The 16,937-nt window shown below is 27.7% G+C and carries 19 protein-coding genes and 1 pseudogene; 7 read left to right on the top strand and 13 right to left on the bottom strand.

What is annotated here, in order from left to right; translation table 11 throughout:
- Window positions 1-89: 89 nt before the first annotated feature.
- From B3603_RS13215 to B3603_RS13225, 3 genes are all read left to right on the top strand, one after another.
- On the top strand, window positions 90-464 hold the full coding sequence (locus B3603_RS13215) for a hypothetical protein (protein WP_291565655.1): 375 nt from the start codon (window positions 90-92) through the stop codon (window positions 462-464).
- A 21-nt stretch (window positions 465-485) separates the two neighbouring features.
- Window positions 486-836 (top strand): hypothetical protein, encoded by a 351-nt coding sequence (locus B3603_RS13220; RefSeq protein WP_291565657.1) that lies wholly within the window; start codon window positions 486-488, stop codon window positions 834-836.
- A gap of 354 nt (window positions 837-1,190) precedes the next feature.
- The gene (locus B3603_RS13225) at window positions 1,191-1,703 is read left to right on the top strand and encodes a hypothetical protein (protein WP_291565659.1); all 513 of its coding nucleotides are present in this window, start codon (window positions 1,191-1,193) and stop codon (window positions 1,701-1,703) included.
- Between the two features lie 135 nt (window positions 1,704-1,838).
- On the opposite strand, the gene B3603_RS13230 is transcribed toward B3603_RS13225, so the two are convergent.
- Complete coding sequence (locus tag B3603_RS13230; RefSeq protein ID WP_291565662.1) at window positions 1,839-2,318, bottom strand: HAD domain-containing protein; 480 nt, start codon at window positions 2,316-2,318, stop codon at window positions 1,839-1,841.
- 261 nt (window positions 2,319-2,579) lie between these two features.
- On the opposite strand from B3603_RS13230, the gene B3603_RS13235 reads away from it, so the two are divergent.
- The 3 genes from B3603_RS13235 (at window position 2,580) to B3603_RS23265 (ending at window position 4,786) form a co-directional block, all read left to right on the top strand.
- Window positions 2,580-3,152, top strand: coding sequence for a non-canonical purine NTP pyrophosphatase (locus B3603_RS13235; protein ID WP_291565665.1), 573 nt, complete (start codon window positions 2,580-2,582; stop codon window positions 3,150-3,152).
- Window positions 3,153-3,270: 118 nt separating this feature from the next.
- A complete protein-coding gene (locus tag B3603_RS13240; RefSeq protein ID WP_291565667.1) occupies window positions 3,271-4,074 on the top strand; it encodes a M55 family metallopeptidase in 804 nt (267 codons plus the stop codon).
- A gap of 439 nt (window positions 4,075-4,513) precedes the next feature.
- Window positions 4,514-4,786: a GNAT family N-acetyltransferase gene (locus tag B3603_RS23265; protein ID WP_396152212.1), complete on the top strand. Its 273-nt coding sequence runs from the start codon at window positions 4,514-4,516 to the stop codon at window positions 4,784-4,786.
- Window positions 4,787-4,950: 164 nt separating this feature from the next.
- Here B3603_RS23265 and B3603_RS13245 read toward each other — a convergent pair whose 3' ends face one another.
- The 12 genes and pseudogenes from B3603_RS13245 to purB form a co-directional block, all read right to left on the bottom strand.
- Complete coding sequence (locus tag B3603_RS13245) at window positions 4,951-5,970, bottom strand: tyrosine recombinase XerC (protein ID WP_291565669.1); 1,020 nt, start codon at window positions 5,968-5,970, stop codon at window positions 4,951-4,953.
- A 146-nt stretch (window positions 5,971-6,116) separates the two neighbouring features.
- Window positions 6,117-6,404: pseudogene (locus B3603_RS13250) on the bottom strand (rhodanese-like domain-containing protein); the annotation flags it as partial.
- Between the two features lie 120 nt (window positions 6,405-6,524).
- Window positions 6,525-6,848 (bottom strand): ArsR/SmtB family transcription factor, encoded by a 324-nt coding sequence (locus B3603_RS13255; protein WP_291565673.1) that lies wholly within the window; start codon window positions 6,846-6,848, stop codon window positions 6,525-6,527.
- Window positions 6,849-6,995: 147 nt separating this feature from the next.
- Window positions 6,996-8,042 carry an ACR3 family arsenite efflux transporter gene (gene arsB / locus B3603_RS13260; RefSeq protein WP_291565675.1) on the bottom strand — a complete coding sequence of 349 codons (1,047 nt, stop codon included), beginning with the start codon at window positions 8,040-8,042 and terminating at the stop codon, window positions 6,996-6,998.
- A gap of 134 nt (window positions 8,043-8,176) precedes the next feature.
- Window positions 8,177-9,922 carry an arsenical pump-driving ATPase gene (gene arsA, locus B3603_RS13265; protein WP_291565677.1) on the bottom strand — a complete coding sequence of 582 codons (1,746 nt, stop codon included), beginning with the start codon at window positions 9,920-9,922 and terminating at the stop codon, window positions 8,177-8,179.
- Window positions 9,923-9,942: 20 nt separating this feature from the next.
- Window positions 9,943-10,314 (bottom strand): arsenite efflux transporter metallochaperone ArsD, encoded by a 372-nt coding sequence (arsD, locus tag B3603_RS13270; RefSeq protein ID WP_291565679.1) that lies wholly within the window; start codon window positions 10,312-10,314, stop codon window positions 9,943-9,945.
- A 381-nt stretch (window positions 10,315-10,695) separates the two neighbouring features.
- Window positions 10,696-10,827 (bottom strand): hypothetical protein, encoded by a 132-nt coding sequence (locus tag B3603_RS13275; protein WP_291565681.1) that lies wholly within the window; start codon window positions 10,825-10,827, stop codon window positions 10,696-10,698.
- Window positions 10,828-10,999: 172 nt separating this feature from the next.
- The gene (locus tag B3603_RS13280) at window positions 11,000-11,905 is read right to left on the bottom strand and encodes a 4Fe-4S binding protein (protein WP_291565683.1); all 906 of its coding nucleotides are present in this window, start codon (window positions 11,903-11,905) and stop codon (window positions 11,000-11,002) included.
- Window positions 11,898-12,062: a CD1871A family CXXC motif-containing protein gene (locus B3603_RS23135; protein ID WP_349676819.1), complete on the bottom strand. Its 165-nt coding sequence runs from the start codon at window positions 12,060-12,062 to the stop codon at window positions 11,898-11,900. The genes B3603_RS13280 and B3603_RS23135 overlap by 8 nt, the downstream gene beginning before the upstream one ends.
- A gap of 80 nt (window positions 12,063-12,142) precedes the next feature.
- Window positions 12,143-13,237 carry a TlpA family protein disulfide reductase gene (locus B3603_RS13290; protein WP_291565685.1) on the bottom strand — a complete coding sequence of 365 codons (1,095 nt, stop codon included), beginning with the start codon at window positions 13,235-13,237 and terminating at the stop codon, window positions 12,143-12,145.
- Between the two features lie 388 nt (window positions 13,238-13,625).
- The gene (gene hydE / locus B3603_RS13295) at window positions 13,626-14,720 is read right to left on the bottom strand and encodes a [FeFe] hydrogenase H-cluster radical SAM maturase HydE (RefSeq protein ID WP_291565687.1); all 1,095 of its coding nucleotides are present in this window, start codon (window positions 14,718-14,720) and stop codon (window positions 13,626-13,628) included.
- Between the two features lie 187 nt (window positions 14,721-14,907).
- On the bottom strand, window positions 14,908-16,338 hold the full coding sequence (purB, locus tag B3603_RS13300; RefSeq protein ID WP_291565689.1) for an adenylosuccinate lyase: 1,431 nt from the start codon (window positions 16,336-16,338) through the stop codon (window positions 14,908-14,910).
- Window positions 16,339-16,647: 309 nt separating this feature from the next.
- Between purB and B3603_RS13305 the strand changes: the two genes are divergently transcribed.
- Complete coding sequence (locus tag B3603_RS13305) at window positions 16,648-16,878, top strand: DUF378 domain-containing protein (RefSeq protein WP_291565691.1); 231 nt, start codon at window positions 16,648-16,650, stop codon at window positions 16,876-16,878.
- The last annotated feature ends 59 nt before the right edge of the window (window positions 16,879-16,937 follow it).

Consider the following 16,937-nt stretch of genomic DNA (forward strand, 5'->3'; position numbering starts at 1 on the left):
CAAAACTTGAGAGAATCGCATCATTTGATGATACATTTATATCACAATTTATCGATGTTGATATTGTCTATTGCAGGGAACCTCAACATATGGAACGATTTATACAGCTAAGGCAAAAGACTCTAAATATTATAAACAGTCCTATGACTACAGAAATTCTTGAAAAAGCGAAGAAACATCTAGATAATGCTACTCTTACATATGGTAAAATGATGTTTGAGGAAGAAATAGGTGCTATAAGACAATTATCCGGAGATGTTATCTCTCACTTGACCAATACTGTATGCTTTCTGAATCATAGCTATTTTAAACTTGGAGTTAAGCATTATTTGGAAGAAATGCTTGCTATGAAACGTGTTCCAAAATATTTTCAGCAGTATTTTAATGAGGTTATGTATGCAACATCAGTGTTTGATATTAAAGAAGCTACTACAAAATTAATTAAAACAGTTAAAGATATGTAAGATGAAATAGAAGAAGAAACATTGAAAAAAGCAGTTCCAACAAAAGACAATCTTAAAGGAACATATGAAGAAATCTGGTCAAACTGGAAAAATAAAATACAATATGCAGCAGATCATACAGATATATTTCTAGCTTTTTCTTCTGGTGTTAGTTGCCAGAATTTTTATGATTTAATGCATAGTGAATACGGTACTATCTCTATTAATCTAATGAAACATTTTCAAGCAAATGACCTAAATTCTTTTACCAATGCATTTGAAGAAGCAATGCAGTTATATAAGAAAGATTATGATAAATTACAGCTGCAAGTACTTACCTATGATTCAATCGATGCATTTAGAAAAGATTACCTTGGAATTGATAACATGTAGAGCTTGCTACACAACTTTCTTATATTATTTATCAGCAAGAGTTGTAGTACTCTTGTTTTTATTTTATGTATAAGTCTAATACTTTTCTAAAAATAAATATTTTTATCAAAATATCCTATTATTAATAAATGAGCTTGATATATTTTTTATGTAATAATTCAAGCTATTGGGAATATAGAGGCTGAGAATAGGCCATCTAGAGGTGGATCTATTTTTCATGAATTTATATTAATCTGATAGTAAATAAGGTTACTTCTGATAATTAATAAAAATTTAAAATTAAAATAAAGGTCATAAGAAGTTCAATATTGAATATATCCTTAATATACACAGATTATATAATCGAGGTTAATTATGAAGAAGTTTTTATTAGTTTTATCATTAATAATCCTTATAATAGTTTCTTTCAATATTGAAAAAAGTAATAATAACAACAATTCTAAAGAAAAATTTGCAATTTATTTAGTTGACAGAGATGAAACTATAGAAGGAATGGAAAAAGATATAAATGATTTAACATTAGAAGAATCACCAATTATAACAGATGAAAATATAGCTAACTATGACTGGAAAAAACATATAATAAACTTTAAAAAAGATTTCAAAATGTCTCCAGTAATTGGTGGTGGTATACATCAAAATTGTGTAGTTATGATTGGAGATGAAAGAATATATATAGGAACACTTTTCTCACTAGCTTCATCCATGCGTGTTTCAGATAAATTTCCAGTATTTAAACTTGATGATGAAAATCCTCATAATCGTTTATTAATTAATGATAATGGTGTAGACATAGATGATATTCGTATATATAACTTTTTTAAAAAACAACACAAATTAAAGAGGCGATGGTTAATATTCTTTTAATATCACAGTTCTAAATATGTTATGTGATAATTTTACCTGGTTCTTATAATTATTATTTTATTATAAAAACCTGGTTTTCTTTATTATATTTTAACTATGTTAGCTATGGTAATTTTTATTATAACAAAATCATTTTCATAAGTTAATCATATCAATTGCACGTTTTCCATCCTCTTCAGTAATACCAACCATAGCATTTGTTCTAACTAAATGCGAGTTAATTTCTTCATTATTCAAATCTAAATCATCTAACACAACATATTTGTCAACGGTTTTATGTTCGCTTAACCAGGCAATAATTTCTTTGGCTTTTACATGACTAAAAGTTTTTTTAGTCCGGATTTCTTCGGTGCTGAAATCAGGTGTTTTCCCAAATAACTTTATATCAAACTCACAGAAAATATCATATAAGCATTGTGAATATCCATCTTTAGGCATCATATTTTCATCAAACCATAATCTCCAGCCAGAAGAGATAACAATAACTGCGCCTGTTTTATCAATTATGTTTTTTAAAACATTTACATTATTTCTATCAATTACTTCATCTTGGTTATTCTTCAAAAATTCTTCCGAATTAAGAACTCCATCTATATCTAAAAATATAACCTTCATAAATTTCCCCCTCCATTTAAACTAAAAAAGTAAAAAATGTTTCCTATAAAAACTATAGATTATTTTACTTCGTAACACTTTATAATTACGTTATTACTATACATCATCTTATCATGATTTACCATATTTTAGAATAGTATTTTATAATTCCTCATAATAATAAATTTATTTTATCTATATTCCTATGCTATAATTGTAATTAATTTTAAACTCATTAATTTTTATGAGATATGTATAACTAAAGAGGTGGAGTGAGATACAATGAAGGAAATTATTTTTGTAACAACTAATAGAGGGAAAATTGCTTCTGCGCAAAGGGAATTAAAAAACATAGTAGTTTTAGCCTATAACGCTGAGTTAATTGAGCCAAGAAGTGATGATATAAAAGAAATAGCCAAGCAAAAGGTTTTACAGGCATATAAAATTGTAAATAAACCATGTATATCATTAGATTCAGGATTTTTTATAAATGAGTTAAATGGCTTTCCTAAAGCATATGTTAATCATATGTTAGAAACTATAGGAATAAAAGGACTATTAAAACTTATGTATGTAGTAGAGGATAGATATTGTGAATTTAGATCTTGCTTGGCATATTACGATGGAGTAAATATGAATTTTTTTGAAAGCAAATCTCCAGGAATAATTTCGAAAAGTATACAGGGTAAAGATAATAAAAATAAATGGTCTGATTTATGGTACATATTTAAACCAAAAAATTTCAATAAAACACTGGCAGAATTTACTGAAGAGGATTTTATAGCATATGACAATTTAAAAGAGGATAGTTGTATAAAAAAGTTTGGAAATTGGTATGAATCCAAAACCAACTAATAAATTATAAATTTGAAATATATTATTTATAAAAAATACATAATAAAAATCACATTATAAATAAAGGACTATATCCCTCCATAATGGAATAAGTATATTTAAAAAAGGAGGGATTATTTTGAAATTATTTATAAGCGCAGACATAGAAGGAGTTTCTGGTATAGTAGACTGGACAGAAACAAATAAAAATCATAGTGATTATAGAACGTTTCAATTACAAATGACAAAAGAAGTAAAGGCTGCTGCTGAGGGCGCACTTAAGTCTGGTGCTAAAGAAATTATAATTAAAGATGCACATGATTCAGCTAGAAATATAATTCATGAACTTTTACCTAAAGAAACTGAATTAATAAATGGATGGTATGATCATCCTTATAGTATGATGGAAGGCTTAGATGAAAGTTTTGATGGAGTTCTATTTATTGGATACCATTGTGGTGCTGGATTTAATGGTAACCCATTAGCCCACACAATAAGTAGCAATAAAATTAGATATATAAAATTAAATAATGAACTAGCAAGTGAATTTAAATTAAATTATTATACAGCTCTTTCTTTAGGAGTTCCAGTAATCTTTGTATCTGGAGATAAGGAGTTAATTAAAGATGTTAATAATACTAATCCAAATATAAAAGGTTTAGCAGTTAAAGAAGGGATAGGTGCTGGGGCAAAACATTTACACCCAGTATTAGTAGAAGAGAAAATTAAAGAAACCGTTGAGAATACTATTAAAAATTATAATAAAGAATCTTTCTTAGGAAAAATGCCTGAAGAATTTAAAGTAGAAATTTGCTATAATCGTCATACAGATGCTTATAAAGCAAGCTTTTATCCTAATGTAAAATTAAAAGATAATAATACTATAGAATTTACTTGTAGTGATTATTTTGAAGCATTAAGAATGAAGCTATTTTTAATTTAATAAAGATGTATTTATGCTACCTTTAACATGTATTTATCATATTTTAAAGGTAGCATTTAAATTATGGTTATCAACAACAAATTTATCACTTACATTATGTAAGGTATGGATGTTTCATCTTTATATCATTAAAGAAGTTAGTATTATTCTAACGCACTACGAACATATGTTCAAAGTTGCTCAATTGATCACTTTATGGAGATTATAGCTAAATATTTAGTTATACTATTAAAAAAATAGCTAAGAATAGGAAGGTTGAACATTTGTTCCCATTTTTAAAATTATATAAGGTATTATCAATTTTTCTAACAAAGTTTATTATAAGTAAAAAAACTACTTAGAGTTACGAATAGGATTAAAATTGCTACTAAAATTGCTACTAAAATAATTAACTTACTTTAGCAGGTCTTTTATAAAGTCATATTAAACTGATGGATGGATTCCAGAAACAACCTACTTCTTATACATTGATGATAACCCTGTTGGTATAGAAAGAATTAGACATAGGTCAAGTAAGTATTTAGAAAGTATAGGCGTCGGTAATTTAGGGTACGCAGTTAGTAAACTATACCGTGGAAAGGGTTATGGAAATATCCTGTTTAAGAAATTATTAAAGAAATGTATCTCCTTTGGTTATAACGATATAAAGTTATTTCCATACAAAAGTAACATTCCAACTATTAAAGTAATGCTTAAAATGGCGGACAGATAGTTGATTCTTAAACATAGCCTAAATTTTAAATAAATTATCCAGTGCTAAAGTTGATTAGGGTAGGGGAATCAACCATTTCAAAATAGACTATATATAAAAGATAGTTTTTAAAAGGACCAAAAAGGCATCTACTTATACTTTTTTAGTCCTAATTTTATAGTATTCTAATCTTCATCTGAAAGGGGATTCTTATTTATAGCAGTTCTAAGCCTCTCATCATCAACATGGGTATAAATTTGAGTAGTTGCAATATTTTCATGACCTAATATTTGCTGAAGTGTTCTAACATCTACCTTCCCGTGCTTATGCATTAATGTAGCAGAAGTATGACGAAGCTTATGTGGAGTATATTTATCCTTATCAAGTCCTGCTAATCCTACATATTTTTTTACTATACGTTCAACAGTTCTTTTATTTATCCTTCTATATTTACCACTAATAAATAGGGCATCTTTATCTTCTTTATCAACTCTAAAATTAATTTCATTCCTATATGGCATATAACGATTTATTGCCTTTAATGAAGCTTTATTTAAATATATAGTTCTTTCTTTATTTCCTTTACCAATTATGGTTAAAGTATCTCCTTTAATTTTAGATATATCTATACTACAAAGTTCAGAAAGTCTTAAACCACAATTTAAAAATAGGGTTATAATACAATAATCTCTTTCAGAATTTTTTTCTCTATTTTGTGCAGCTTGTAATAGATCTTTACTTTCATCTAAAGTTAAATATACAGGACTTCTTTTACCAAGCTTAGGGGACTCTAAGTCTACAGTTATATTAATAGGTAATAACTTTGCTTTTGTAGTTAGATAATTGAAGAATGACTTTAGCGAAGCAACTTTTCTAGCTTTAGCACTTGATCTATTATTTCTTTCTTTCTCTAAAAAGGAGAGATAGCTATAAAAATCCGTTAGTGTAAGATCTTTTAAAACAGAAAGGTCAATGTCATTAACTGGTATATTATCAAAATCACCATCAAAATTAATAGGTAAGAGATTTTTATGTATTTTTAAAAACTTCAAAAAAAGAGTCAAATCAGAAGTATATGCAGTTATAGTATTTTTAGATACACCTTTAACAGTTAAAAGATAATTTAAGTAATCCTTAACAAAAGGGGGAAGCTTATTAAAATTAGATGATTCATACTTAAGTTTATAATTATTATTATAATTCATGTTTTCCTCCAAAATATATGATAATGTCGTGAAACTTACATTTCACGACATAAATATTCTACAAAAGAGAGGTAAAATCCTTTATTTTTGTAGAATGACACAAAAGTTGGTGCATTTCTTTTCTATGTATACTTTAATATATTAATCTATTTAGTTTCTTTATAAAATTTATGTCCTCCTGAAAGATTATATACCTCTTTAAAACCATGGTTAATTAATATATTTTGAGTTGCATTTCCAGTTACTCCTTTATTGCAGTATGTTATTGTTAAAATATCTTTATTTAAAGTATCAACTTCATCTCTAAGATTACTATGTGATATGTTTATTGCTGTATCCACATGAGATTCATTATATTGTTTATTTACTCTTGCATCAACAATCTGAACCTCTTCTCCCTCATTTATTAGATTTTCAACCTCTTTACTAGATATGTCTTTATCTTTCTCATATATAATTATCTCGACTTTATCGTCATTTCTATGGGCTGTAGCTGCTGAAGTTCCAGCTGCTACAGCTCCTATAACTAAAATCCTCATAAAAATTTCTACCTTTTATTTGCATTCACATTTTGATTTATCTTTACATATACAATCATCCGTATCTGTTATAAGATTCATAAAGAATAACACTAATTTATTACAGTTAGACCTGTTTAATGAATAATAATTCCAGATGCCCTCTTTTCTAGAATCTACGAGACCACAATCAATTAATACTTTCATGTGATGAGATAGTGTTGGTTGCGTAAAATTGAAATACTCTAATATATCACAAGCACACTTTTCCCCACAGGATAGAATATCAATTATTTTTAATCTATTTGGATCAGACACAGCCTTGATAATCTTTGAATTTTCTTCATAATTTAAGCTCATTTAATCACCTCTTTTATATAGATGTTTATATCTTCTTAATATATCCTTTCCCACATATTGTGTCAATAATCACTGTATTAAAAGCCCACTGTATTAAACAGTGGGTTTTTAATTAAAATGTTATATCCTGTTTATCATACCATCTACTTATTTAGGAAACCATTCAGTTGTATTATTAGCAATCTTAACAAGTATCAACATTACAGGTACTTCTACAAGAACTCCCACAATTGTAGCAAGTGCTACTGGTGATGTTGTTCCAAATAATGCAATTGCTACTGCTACAGATAATTCAAAGAAATTAGATGCTCCAATCATACCTGCAGGTGCTGCAACATTATGTGGTAGCTTTAGTATTCTACTTGCTATATAAGCAATAAAGAAAATTAAGAAAGTCTGTATAATAAGTGGTATTGCAATTAAAATAATGTGTAATGGATTTTCAATAATTACATCCCCTTGGAATGAGAATATAATTATTAAAGTTAAAAGTAATCCTATCACTGTTATATTATTGAATTTAGGAATAAACTCCTTTTCAAAATACTCTTTTCCCTTGTTTTTAGTAATAAATATTCTTGTTAAAATACCTCCTAATAATGGAATAACTACAAAAAGAACAACTGATAAAATAAGTGTATTCCATGGTACTGATATATCACTTATTCCCAATAAGAATTTAACAATAGGTATAAATGCGATAAGAATAATAAGATCATTAGTTGCTACTTGCACAACTGTATATGCAGGATCTCCTTTTGTAAGGTGGCTCCATACAAAAACCATAGCAGTACATGGTGCTGCTCCTAATAATACTGCTCCTGCAAGATAATCCTTTGCAAGATTTGCAGGAATTAATCCTTTAAATATTACATAAAAAAACAATGATGCTATACCAAACATAGTAAATGGCTTAATAAGCCAATTAGTAACCCATGTTACAAATAGCCCCTTTGGATTTTTTCTCACATTCTTAATACTTTGAAAATCTACTTTCATCATCATAGGATAAATCATTAACCAAATAAGTATTGCTATTGGAATAGAAACATTAGCATACTCAAACTTATTTAAAAAGTCTGGAATAGCAGGAATAAACTTTCCAATAAGCACACCTAAAACCATACAAGCTATAACCCATATTGTTAGATATCTTTCAAAAAATCCTATTCCAGATGCTTTCTCTTTACTCATACTTATCACTCCTTTTACTGAAACATTTTATTTTTTTATATAATTATATTTCTATAAAATAATTCCTATCTGATTTATTATTTTTAAAATTCCACTACAAAGATTTTTTATTGTTTTGTAGTGGAATTTTAGTTCTAATCGATTAACCGATAAAGTTTATCTCCTTTTATTTCTTCTGGCATCCATTCTATAAGTGCAAAGTTTCCTTTTGATATTTCATTAACTTTATTTATCCATTGCACCTCATTACTTGCTTTTACTTTTAAAATATTATTAGTTGTATTAGCTGCATAGAAACTTGAATTAATTACCCACCATTTACTGTTTATGTCAGCTCTCTCTAAATCTTTTTGCAATCTCATAGCTTCATAAACCGGAGTTGTTTCAGCAAGTGTTACAATAATAACCTCTGTTTCCTTTTCATCTCTTAGTTTAGGTAAAAGTTTTTTAACAGACTCTGGAATATCCCCTTGTGAGCGTTGTATCTCTCTATGATAGCTTTGAGTTGAATCTAATAGTAACAGTGTGTGACCTGTTGGTGCAGTATCAATAACTACAACTTCATTTTCCGACCTTTCTACTATTTCAGCAAATGCCCTAAACACTGCAATCTCTTGAGTACAAGGAGATCTTAAATCTTCTTCTATATAAGCAATATCATCTCCACTCATGGTTTCCCTAGCTTTACTTAGTACCTCTTCCTTATACTTTTCAAGCTCTTTCTTTTCATCAATATTACTTAATGTAATACCACAATCATCTTCTAACACAAACTTTAAATGTGCTGCTGGATCAGTAGTTGTCAAATGAACTTTCTTACCTTTTTTATTAAGTTCCAATGCAATTGCAGCAGCTATAGTAGTTTTGCCTACTCCACCTTTACCCATCGTAAATATTACTTTTTTGTCATTGGTATATAAGTCCTCTATTACATTATTTAAATTAGAAATGTCAGTAACATTTAACTCTTCACTGTTAAATCTAACATTGCTTTCTTTTAAAAATGCTCTTACATTTTCAATACCTGTTACATTATAAGGCCTTAATGGAATTTCAAAGGCTTCAATATTTTTAATTCCTTCCGGTATATTCTTTAATGCATCCTGTTGTTTATTATAAATAGCAGTTGAAAGGGAATCATCATATTCTTTAAGCACTCCATTTATAACTAAAATTTGATTGTTAACTCCTATATCTTGAAGTTCTTTAGATGCTCTTTCAGCTTCTTTTAATGGTGAAGCCTCTGGGCGTGATACAAGAATAAGGGTAGTTTTATCTTTATTAGCTAGAGTAGCAACAGCACTTTTATAAACTTCTTTTTTACTTTCTAATCCTGAAAGCTGCCCAAGACATGATGCACCATGAGTGTTTTCACTAATAAAATTACTCCAAGCAGAAGGAAGTTGAAGCATTCTAAGAGTATGACCTGTTGGGGCTGTATCAAATATAATATGATCATATTCTTCTTCTGCTTTTTCATCAGTTATAAAACTTGAAAACTCATTAAATGCAGCTATTTCAACAGTACATGAGCCTGAAAGTTGTTCTTCCATATTATTTATAACAGTTTGCGGTAATTTTCCTCTATATGGAGCTATTACACTTTCTCTATATTCAGCGGCTGCTTCCTCAGGATCAAAATTCGCAACAACTAGATTTTCCACTTCTTTTATAGCGACACCTTTATTAGTCAGTTCAGTATTAAAAACATCTTGAAGATTTGAAGCTGGGTCAGTGCTTATGAGCATAATCTTCTTACCTTCATCAGCTAAGGCTACTGCCGTTGCACATGCTGTTGAAGTTTTCCCAACTCCTCCTTTTCCAGTAAAAAATAAATACTTAGTTAGATTTATATCTGATACTTTAAAGTTCCTAAACATTTGTATCCCTCTTTTCTATATTAACAACATCCACCATCACAACAACAATTATTAGATTTTATTTTGATTGTAGTTTTTAAATAATCTTCTGGTATATCTAGTAATTTAGAAAATTCCTCATTAGTTGGATAAGCTTTTGTTTTTACAACCTCACCATCCACCATTATTACTGGAAGCACCTCTACTCCATGTCTGTTTAAAATTTCATTTATTACTTTATTATCAACAAATATCTGCGGATTGCTAGTAAGGTTATACCTCTCAATTAATATTCCTTTGTTTTTCAAATTGTTTAATACAGTTGAAACTCTTAATAATTCTGGATCTACACTTGGGCCACAAACCCCTGTCGAACAGCACATAGCTGGGTCAAATATAATCATTCTTTTCATATTAATTCACTCCTTCTATTAAATAAAATTTATTTTTACAGATGTATTTTTATCTGCATAAGTAACAATATTTATTTGTTTAAATCGTATAACATTTCAACTATTTTTAAATATTATTCATACCTTAAATTAACTTTAATCAATCATTACATAGATGGCTGTCTATGTATATAATATAGATTATTATCTATATGTTGTCAATATACGTTCTAAAAAATAAGCAATAATAGTTCTATACATATACAATTATCTATTTATATACTTATATTATGTTAATAGCTAAATATTGTTAATAAAAAAATATTAGATGCAGTAAAATTAATATTAAAGATACTACATCTAATATTCTTTTATTATCTAAATTGAATTAGATTTTTAGTCTTAATTTTTAATATTAAAGACCATCAGATTCGCTTCTTGATTATTTTTATTATATTTAACAACAAAATCTACTAATGGAGGAGCAATAACTGATTTAAAGTCTATTACATCATTCGGCCTTGACTCTTTCATACGTATAGCATAGGAAACCCAATTTTTATAATGTTTTATATTTAATCTATACAATAACTTTTATATTAATTAAAACTTTATTATTCTTATTTTTTAGATATAATTTCAACTTCTTGTTCTTGTAGATTGACTTAAACTATATTGATTTCATTTTAATTCATTATCTACTTTTTTAATGCCTATTTTTTACCATAGATCTCTTAATTACATCAACCTCATTGGATTTTAGCTTATTCATATTTGAGATTTTAAAATTTAAATTCTTTTTTATAGATTTTGTAGGACATATTTTTATACACTCCCCACATCTAATACATTCAGAGCTATTAGGATTTTTATAAACTTCTATATTCATTTTACATTTATATGTGCAAGCATTACAGCTTGTACATTTATTTTTATCTACCTCATATTTATAGAAACTTACTCTATTAAATAATGAGTAAAATGCTCCTAATGGACATATATATCTACAAAACGGTCTATATATAAATATTGATGCTATAATAATGATAATTAGCAAAAATATCTTCCAGGCAAATAAGTATCCTATAGCTCCTCTTAAAGGTTTATTTAATGAAATTAACGGTATCCCACCTTCTAGTGTTCCTGCTGGACATATATATTCACAAAAATAAGGAGGACTTATTCCAAATTCATTTACTAAAAACATAGGTAATATTATAACAAATAATGCTAATATAATATATTTTAGATATTTAAGTACATTATTTACTTTTTGATTTACTCTTATCTTTTTAGACGGTATTTTATATAATAAATCCTGAATAAGACCAAAGGGACATAACCACCCACATATAAATCTACCAAATATAATACCAAATAAAGACATAAGTCCAACTACATATAATGAAAAATTATACCTTACAGTTCCAATGACAGCCTGCAAAGAGCCTATAGGGCAAGATCCTATAGCTCCAGGGCAAGAATAACAGTTTAGACCTGGAACACAGATTTTTTTTGTATTTCCTTTAAATATATTACCTTTTAAAAATCCATTTATATTTGCATTTGTGGTTATAGCTGCAATAATTTGTGTTATTCTTCTTTTATCCAATTCCTATACACTCCAGACATATGTTTATTGCTTTTTTTAATACAATTCTCACTTCATTTCTATATATTCCAGTAAAAATGAATAAAATACTCATAATTAAGATACTATATTTTATAAATACTTCACTTTTATTTTTATTGAATTTACTTATATTCATAGATTTCACATCCTTTATTGATATATGAATTCTAATTTTGCTACCTACCTCACCTATTGTAAGATGAGGTAGGTACTTTGTTATTGTATGTCTTTTAATCTATCTTCAATTTCTTTCTTAAACTCTTCTTTGCTATTAGAGCCTACTAAAAAATCTCCAATAATATTTCCTTCACTATCAACAAAAAATGTAGTAGGAACTCCTGAAATATCTTTTAATATGTTATTTTTAATACTCTCATCTGGAATAATATTAGTATACTTTACAGCTTTTTTTGATAAAATTTTCTTAGCTAATTCTTCATTGTCTTCATCTGGTGTATCTGAAATAAGACCAATCACATTAATTTTTTCACCCTTAACTTCCTCATAAAGCTTTTGAATATCAGGCATTTCTTCTATACATGGTCCACAATATGTAGCCCATATATTTACCATTGTAAGTTTACTATCTTTTAAAATACTACTATCTATTTCTTTACCATCTATAGTTTTAGTTTTAAATTCGAATTTCTTATATTTGCTTAATTTTTCTTTTTCCGATACTGGTTTAAATACTTTAATTAAACTTTTAAATTTTTTAATTTCTCCATGTATTTCTTCATAGTCTTTCTTAGATTTTTCTAATAAACCATTAGTATCAGGTTTATTATTATATAATAAATAAAACTCAAGGTTACCCTCTTTACCTATTAAATCCTTATTTTCATATTTTGAGAATAATTCTTTTTGAACTTTGCCTTCTGCTTTGTTCTTATCTATACTTACTACAGTACATAATTCTTTAAACTCTTTAGTTAAATCCATAATTTCTGCTGCAATTTCTTTGATTTTTGCTTTGTCTGTTTCTGGAATTTTCTCTGAATCCTTATTTAATTTTTGTGCCTTATCCATAGTCTCATCAAGTATAAAACTAATGATTAGCTGTCCTTCTACATTTTCTTCTGGTAAGGTTCCATACATATCTATATTTCTTTCTTTCGCTTCCCACTTATTAGGAAGCTTGAATTTAATTCCTAACTCTTCAAATTTTCTTTCTGCATTTTCTTTTGTAGTATCTGTTTTTTTAATTTCATTTTTAGCTTGTTTTGAATCTCCTCCTGTAGACTTATTACACCCTACCAGCGATATACAAAGTATTGCCGATATTAAAACTGTTAAAACTTTTCTTTTCATAATTAATTCCCCTTTATTTTTTATATTGTATTTTCATACTTTTCAATGCCTTATATTACAAATATTACAAGAAGAACTTTAAGAAAATTATAATTAAATCTTAAGATTTCTTAAGATTACGGTTTAATAAAACTGAGTACGGAAGCTAAACTTTACTTGTCTGCCCTTGTTAATAGATAAATATAAAAAGCTGTTAACAAATATGCTTTGTTAACAGCTTTTAAATAATAATTTATTTAAAATTTTAAAATGTTCTCCTTTTCCTCTCTATAATCTACATTATCATAAAGATTTCTTGACACCTATTCTATTTCCTATCCCCTATTTCAATCCCATCTTTAACAAGTGTTTTAATTTTTTCTATATCAAAATTATTAAATACTTCTCTTTATAATGTTACAATAGTTTTTGGATATATTTTTTCTCCTTCATCTATCCTAGTAGAAATATCATTATAATCACCTCGTGATTCTACAATATTATAACCTATTGAAGCTACACGATTTCTCAGGCAAACATTACATTCTGCCGCCTCTTCCCCAGTACATATTTTATTGTCATATAAGTCATATTTTTTTCTAACACTTACAGGAGACAGATTTGGCATTAATACATTAGCTCCGGATAATATTCCTTTTTCTCTACCTTTACTATCAAGAGTTCCAAGTGAAGTTGTTGCTGGAATGAGAGCTTTTGGAAGCATTAGTCTTAAAAGTCCTATTAAAAATAATGTTAAATCTACACTGCCTGATGGAAAATTTGCAAATTTTGTATCTTTATGCGAAACAAAAGGACCTATTCCTACCATATGAGGAGATAACTCCTTAATAAATAACAGGTCATTAGCTATATGTTCTGCTGTTTGGTAAGGTGAGCCAACCATAAATCCAGTACCTACTTGATATCCAATTTCTTTTAAATTATATAAGCAATTTTTTCTATTTTCTAGAGAAAGATCATTGGGATGAAGCATTTCATAATGTTTTTCATTAGCTGTTTCATGTCTAAGTAAATATCGGTCTGCTCCTGCCTTAAAATACTTTAAGTAACTTTTATAATTTTTTTCCCCCATTGAAAGTGTTATAGCGCAATCAGGATAACTCTTTCTAATGTTACTAACAATATCAACTATTATATCATCAGTAAAAGCACCATCTTCTCCGCCTTGTAAGACAAACGTACGAAAACCTAACTTATATCCTGTTTCACAACATGACAATATTTCCTCCTTACTAAGTCTATATCTATTAGAATTTTTATTACTTCTTCTTATTCCACAATAATAACAATCATTTTTGCAGTAATTCGTAAATTCGATTAGTCCTCTAAGATAAATATCCTTTCCAAAGTGTTTCTCACTCAAATATCTAGATCTTGTAAAAAGATATTCACTAACTTCAGCATTAAAATTTTCTATCAAAAATATGAACTCTTCTCTTTCTAAGCTACGTGTCTTATATAATTTATCAATTAAATCCTTCATATATTTTTATTTTCACTCCTCTTAATCTACTAGTTTATTTTTTCATATTCTCTTTTATAATTTTAGTTTCTATGTAATAAGATTATATACAAAAAAGTGGATTCTTGGGAATCCACTTTTGCAATTTTATATGAAATTTTATTTTTATATACTCTTTAATTTCTATGAGTGTACATTATTATAAGCTCTATACGTTTATTTCAATACTTTCTCCTAATAATTCTCTATTGGATTTTAATATTGGATTAACAACTTCTTGAATGAAATCATCAACTTGACCACTAGCTCTACCAGTAAATTTGCTTGGATCTATAATTGAAAGAATTTCATCTTTTGTAAGGTTAAAGCTATCATCTTCTATAATCCTTTGAATTAAGTCATTGCTCTCCCCTTCTTCTTTAACTTTTCTTGCTGCATCCATAGAATGAATTCTTATTCTTTCATGTAATTCTTGTCTATCGCCACCACGCTTTACAGCCTCCATTAATATGTTTTCCGTTGCCATAAATGGCAGTTCGTTGTTAACGTGAGATGCTATTACTTTAGGATATACAACCATATTTTCTGTTATATTTAAGTATAAGTTTAAAACTCCATCTAAAGCTAAAAAACCTTCTGCTACCGATATCCTCTTATTAGCAGAGTCATCTAATGTTCTTTCAAACCATTGAGTTCCTGCAGTTATAGCTGGATTTAATGAATTTACTATAATATATCTTGAAAGTGAACTTATTCTTTCACTTCTCATAGGATTTCTCTTATAAGCCATAGCAGATGAACCTATTTGATTTTTTTCAAAAGGTTCCTCCATTTCTTTCATATTCTGAAGTATTCTTAAATCATTACTAAACTTATATGCACTTTGAGCAATTTCTGATAAGGTATTTAAAATTATAGAATCTAATTTTCTTGAATAAGTTTGACCTGTTACTGGGTAAGAAGCCTTAAACTTCATTTTTTCAGAAACTATCTTATCTAGTTTTTTAACTTTATCTTCATCATTATTAAATAAAGCCATAAAACTAGCTTGTGTTCCTGTAGTTCCTTTTACTCCTCTAAATTTCATATTTTCAATAACAAAATCTAGATTTTCTAAATCCATCAATAATTCTTGAATCCATAATGTAGCTCTTTTTCCCACTGTAGTTAATTGAGCTGGTTGAAGATGTGTAAAGCCTAAGGTAGGCATATCCTTGTACTTCATAGCAAAAATACTTAATTGATTAATTACATTAATAAGCTTTTTTCTAATTAAATATAAGGCTTCTCGCATAACTATAAGATCTGTATTATCTCCTACGTAACAGCTAGTAGCTCCTAAATGTATAATTCCCTTTGCTTTTGGTGCTACTAGACCATAAGCATAAACATGGCTCATAACATCATGACGTATTTCCTTTTCTTTTGCTTCTGCCGCTGCAAAATCTATATTATCTATATTTTCTTTTAGCTCATTTATTTGCTCTTCCGTAATATTAAGACCTAATTCCTTCTCGCCTTCTGCTAGTGCAATCCAAAGTTTCCTCCAAGTCTTAAATTTCATTTCGTCTGAAAATATGTATGACATTTCTTTTGAAGAATATCTTTTATTAAATGGTGAACTATATAAATTTCTCATAGTCTCCTCCGTACTTAATTTATTATTATTATAATATCATTCACATTATAACATACTTAATATAAAAAAGTAATATATTTGTTCGTGTTTAATTCGTTCTAAAACACAATTTAAAACATATATTTATATAGGGTATATTAAAGAAAATAATTAGTCAAATATGCGAAATATATTTTGCATCAGGTTTTCATGATAGTCAAGCTATCATGGAGTTCTAGTGACGCAGTATAACGAAAAATAGACGAGCGTACTGACTAGTTATTTTTGAATATTCCTGAACATATAAATATCAGTTTTAGGGGGAATATTATGTATAGAGTCAATTTATTAGACAAAATTTCCTTTGTATTAGTAATAATTGGTGCTTTTAATTGGGGATTAGTTGGATTATTTAATTTCAATTTAATAGCGAAATTCTTTTCATTAATTCCATCACCATCTATTACTGTATTTTTAAGTAGACTTGTATATATTTTAGTTGGACTAGCTGCAGTAAACATATTAAAATTCTTTATGACTTGTTACAAATCAAATAAATAATTAAAGAAAGTCTATGCATATTATATGTATAGACTTTCTTATTTTATACTATTTTAAAG

The sequence above is a fragment of the Clostridium sp. UBA2485 genome (genome assembly GCF_002341865.1).
In the GTDB taxonomy this organism is placed as follows: Bacteria; Bacillota; Clostridia; order Clostridiales; family Clostridiaceae; genus Clostridium_J.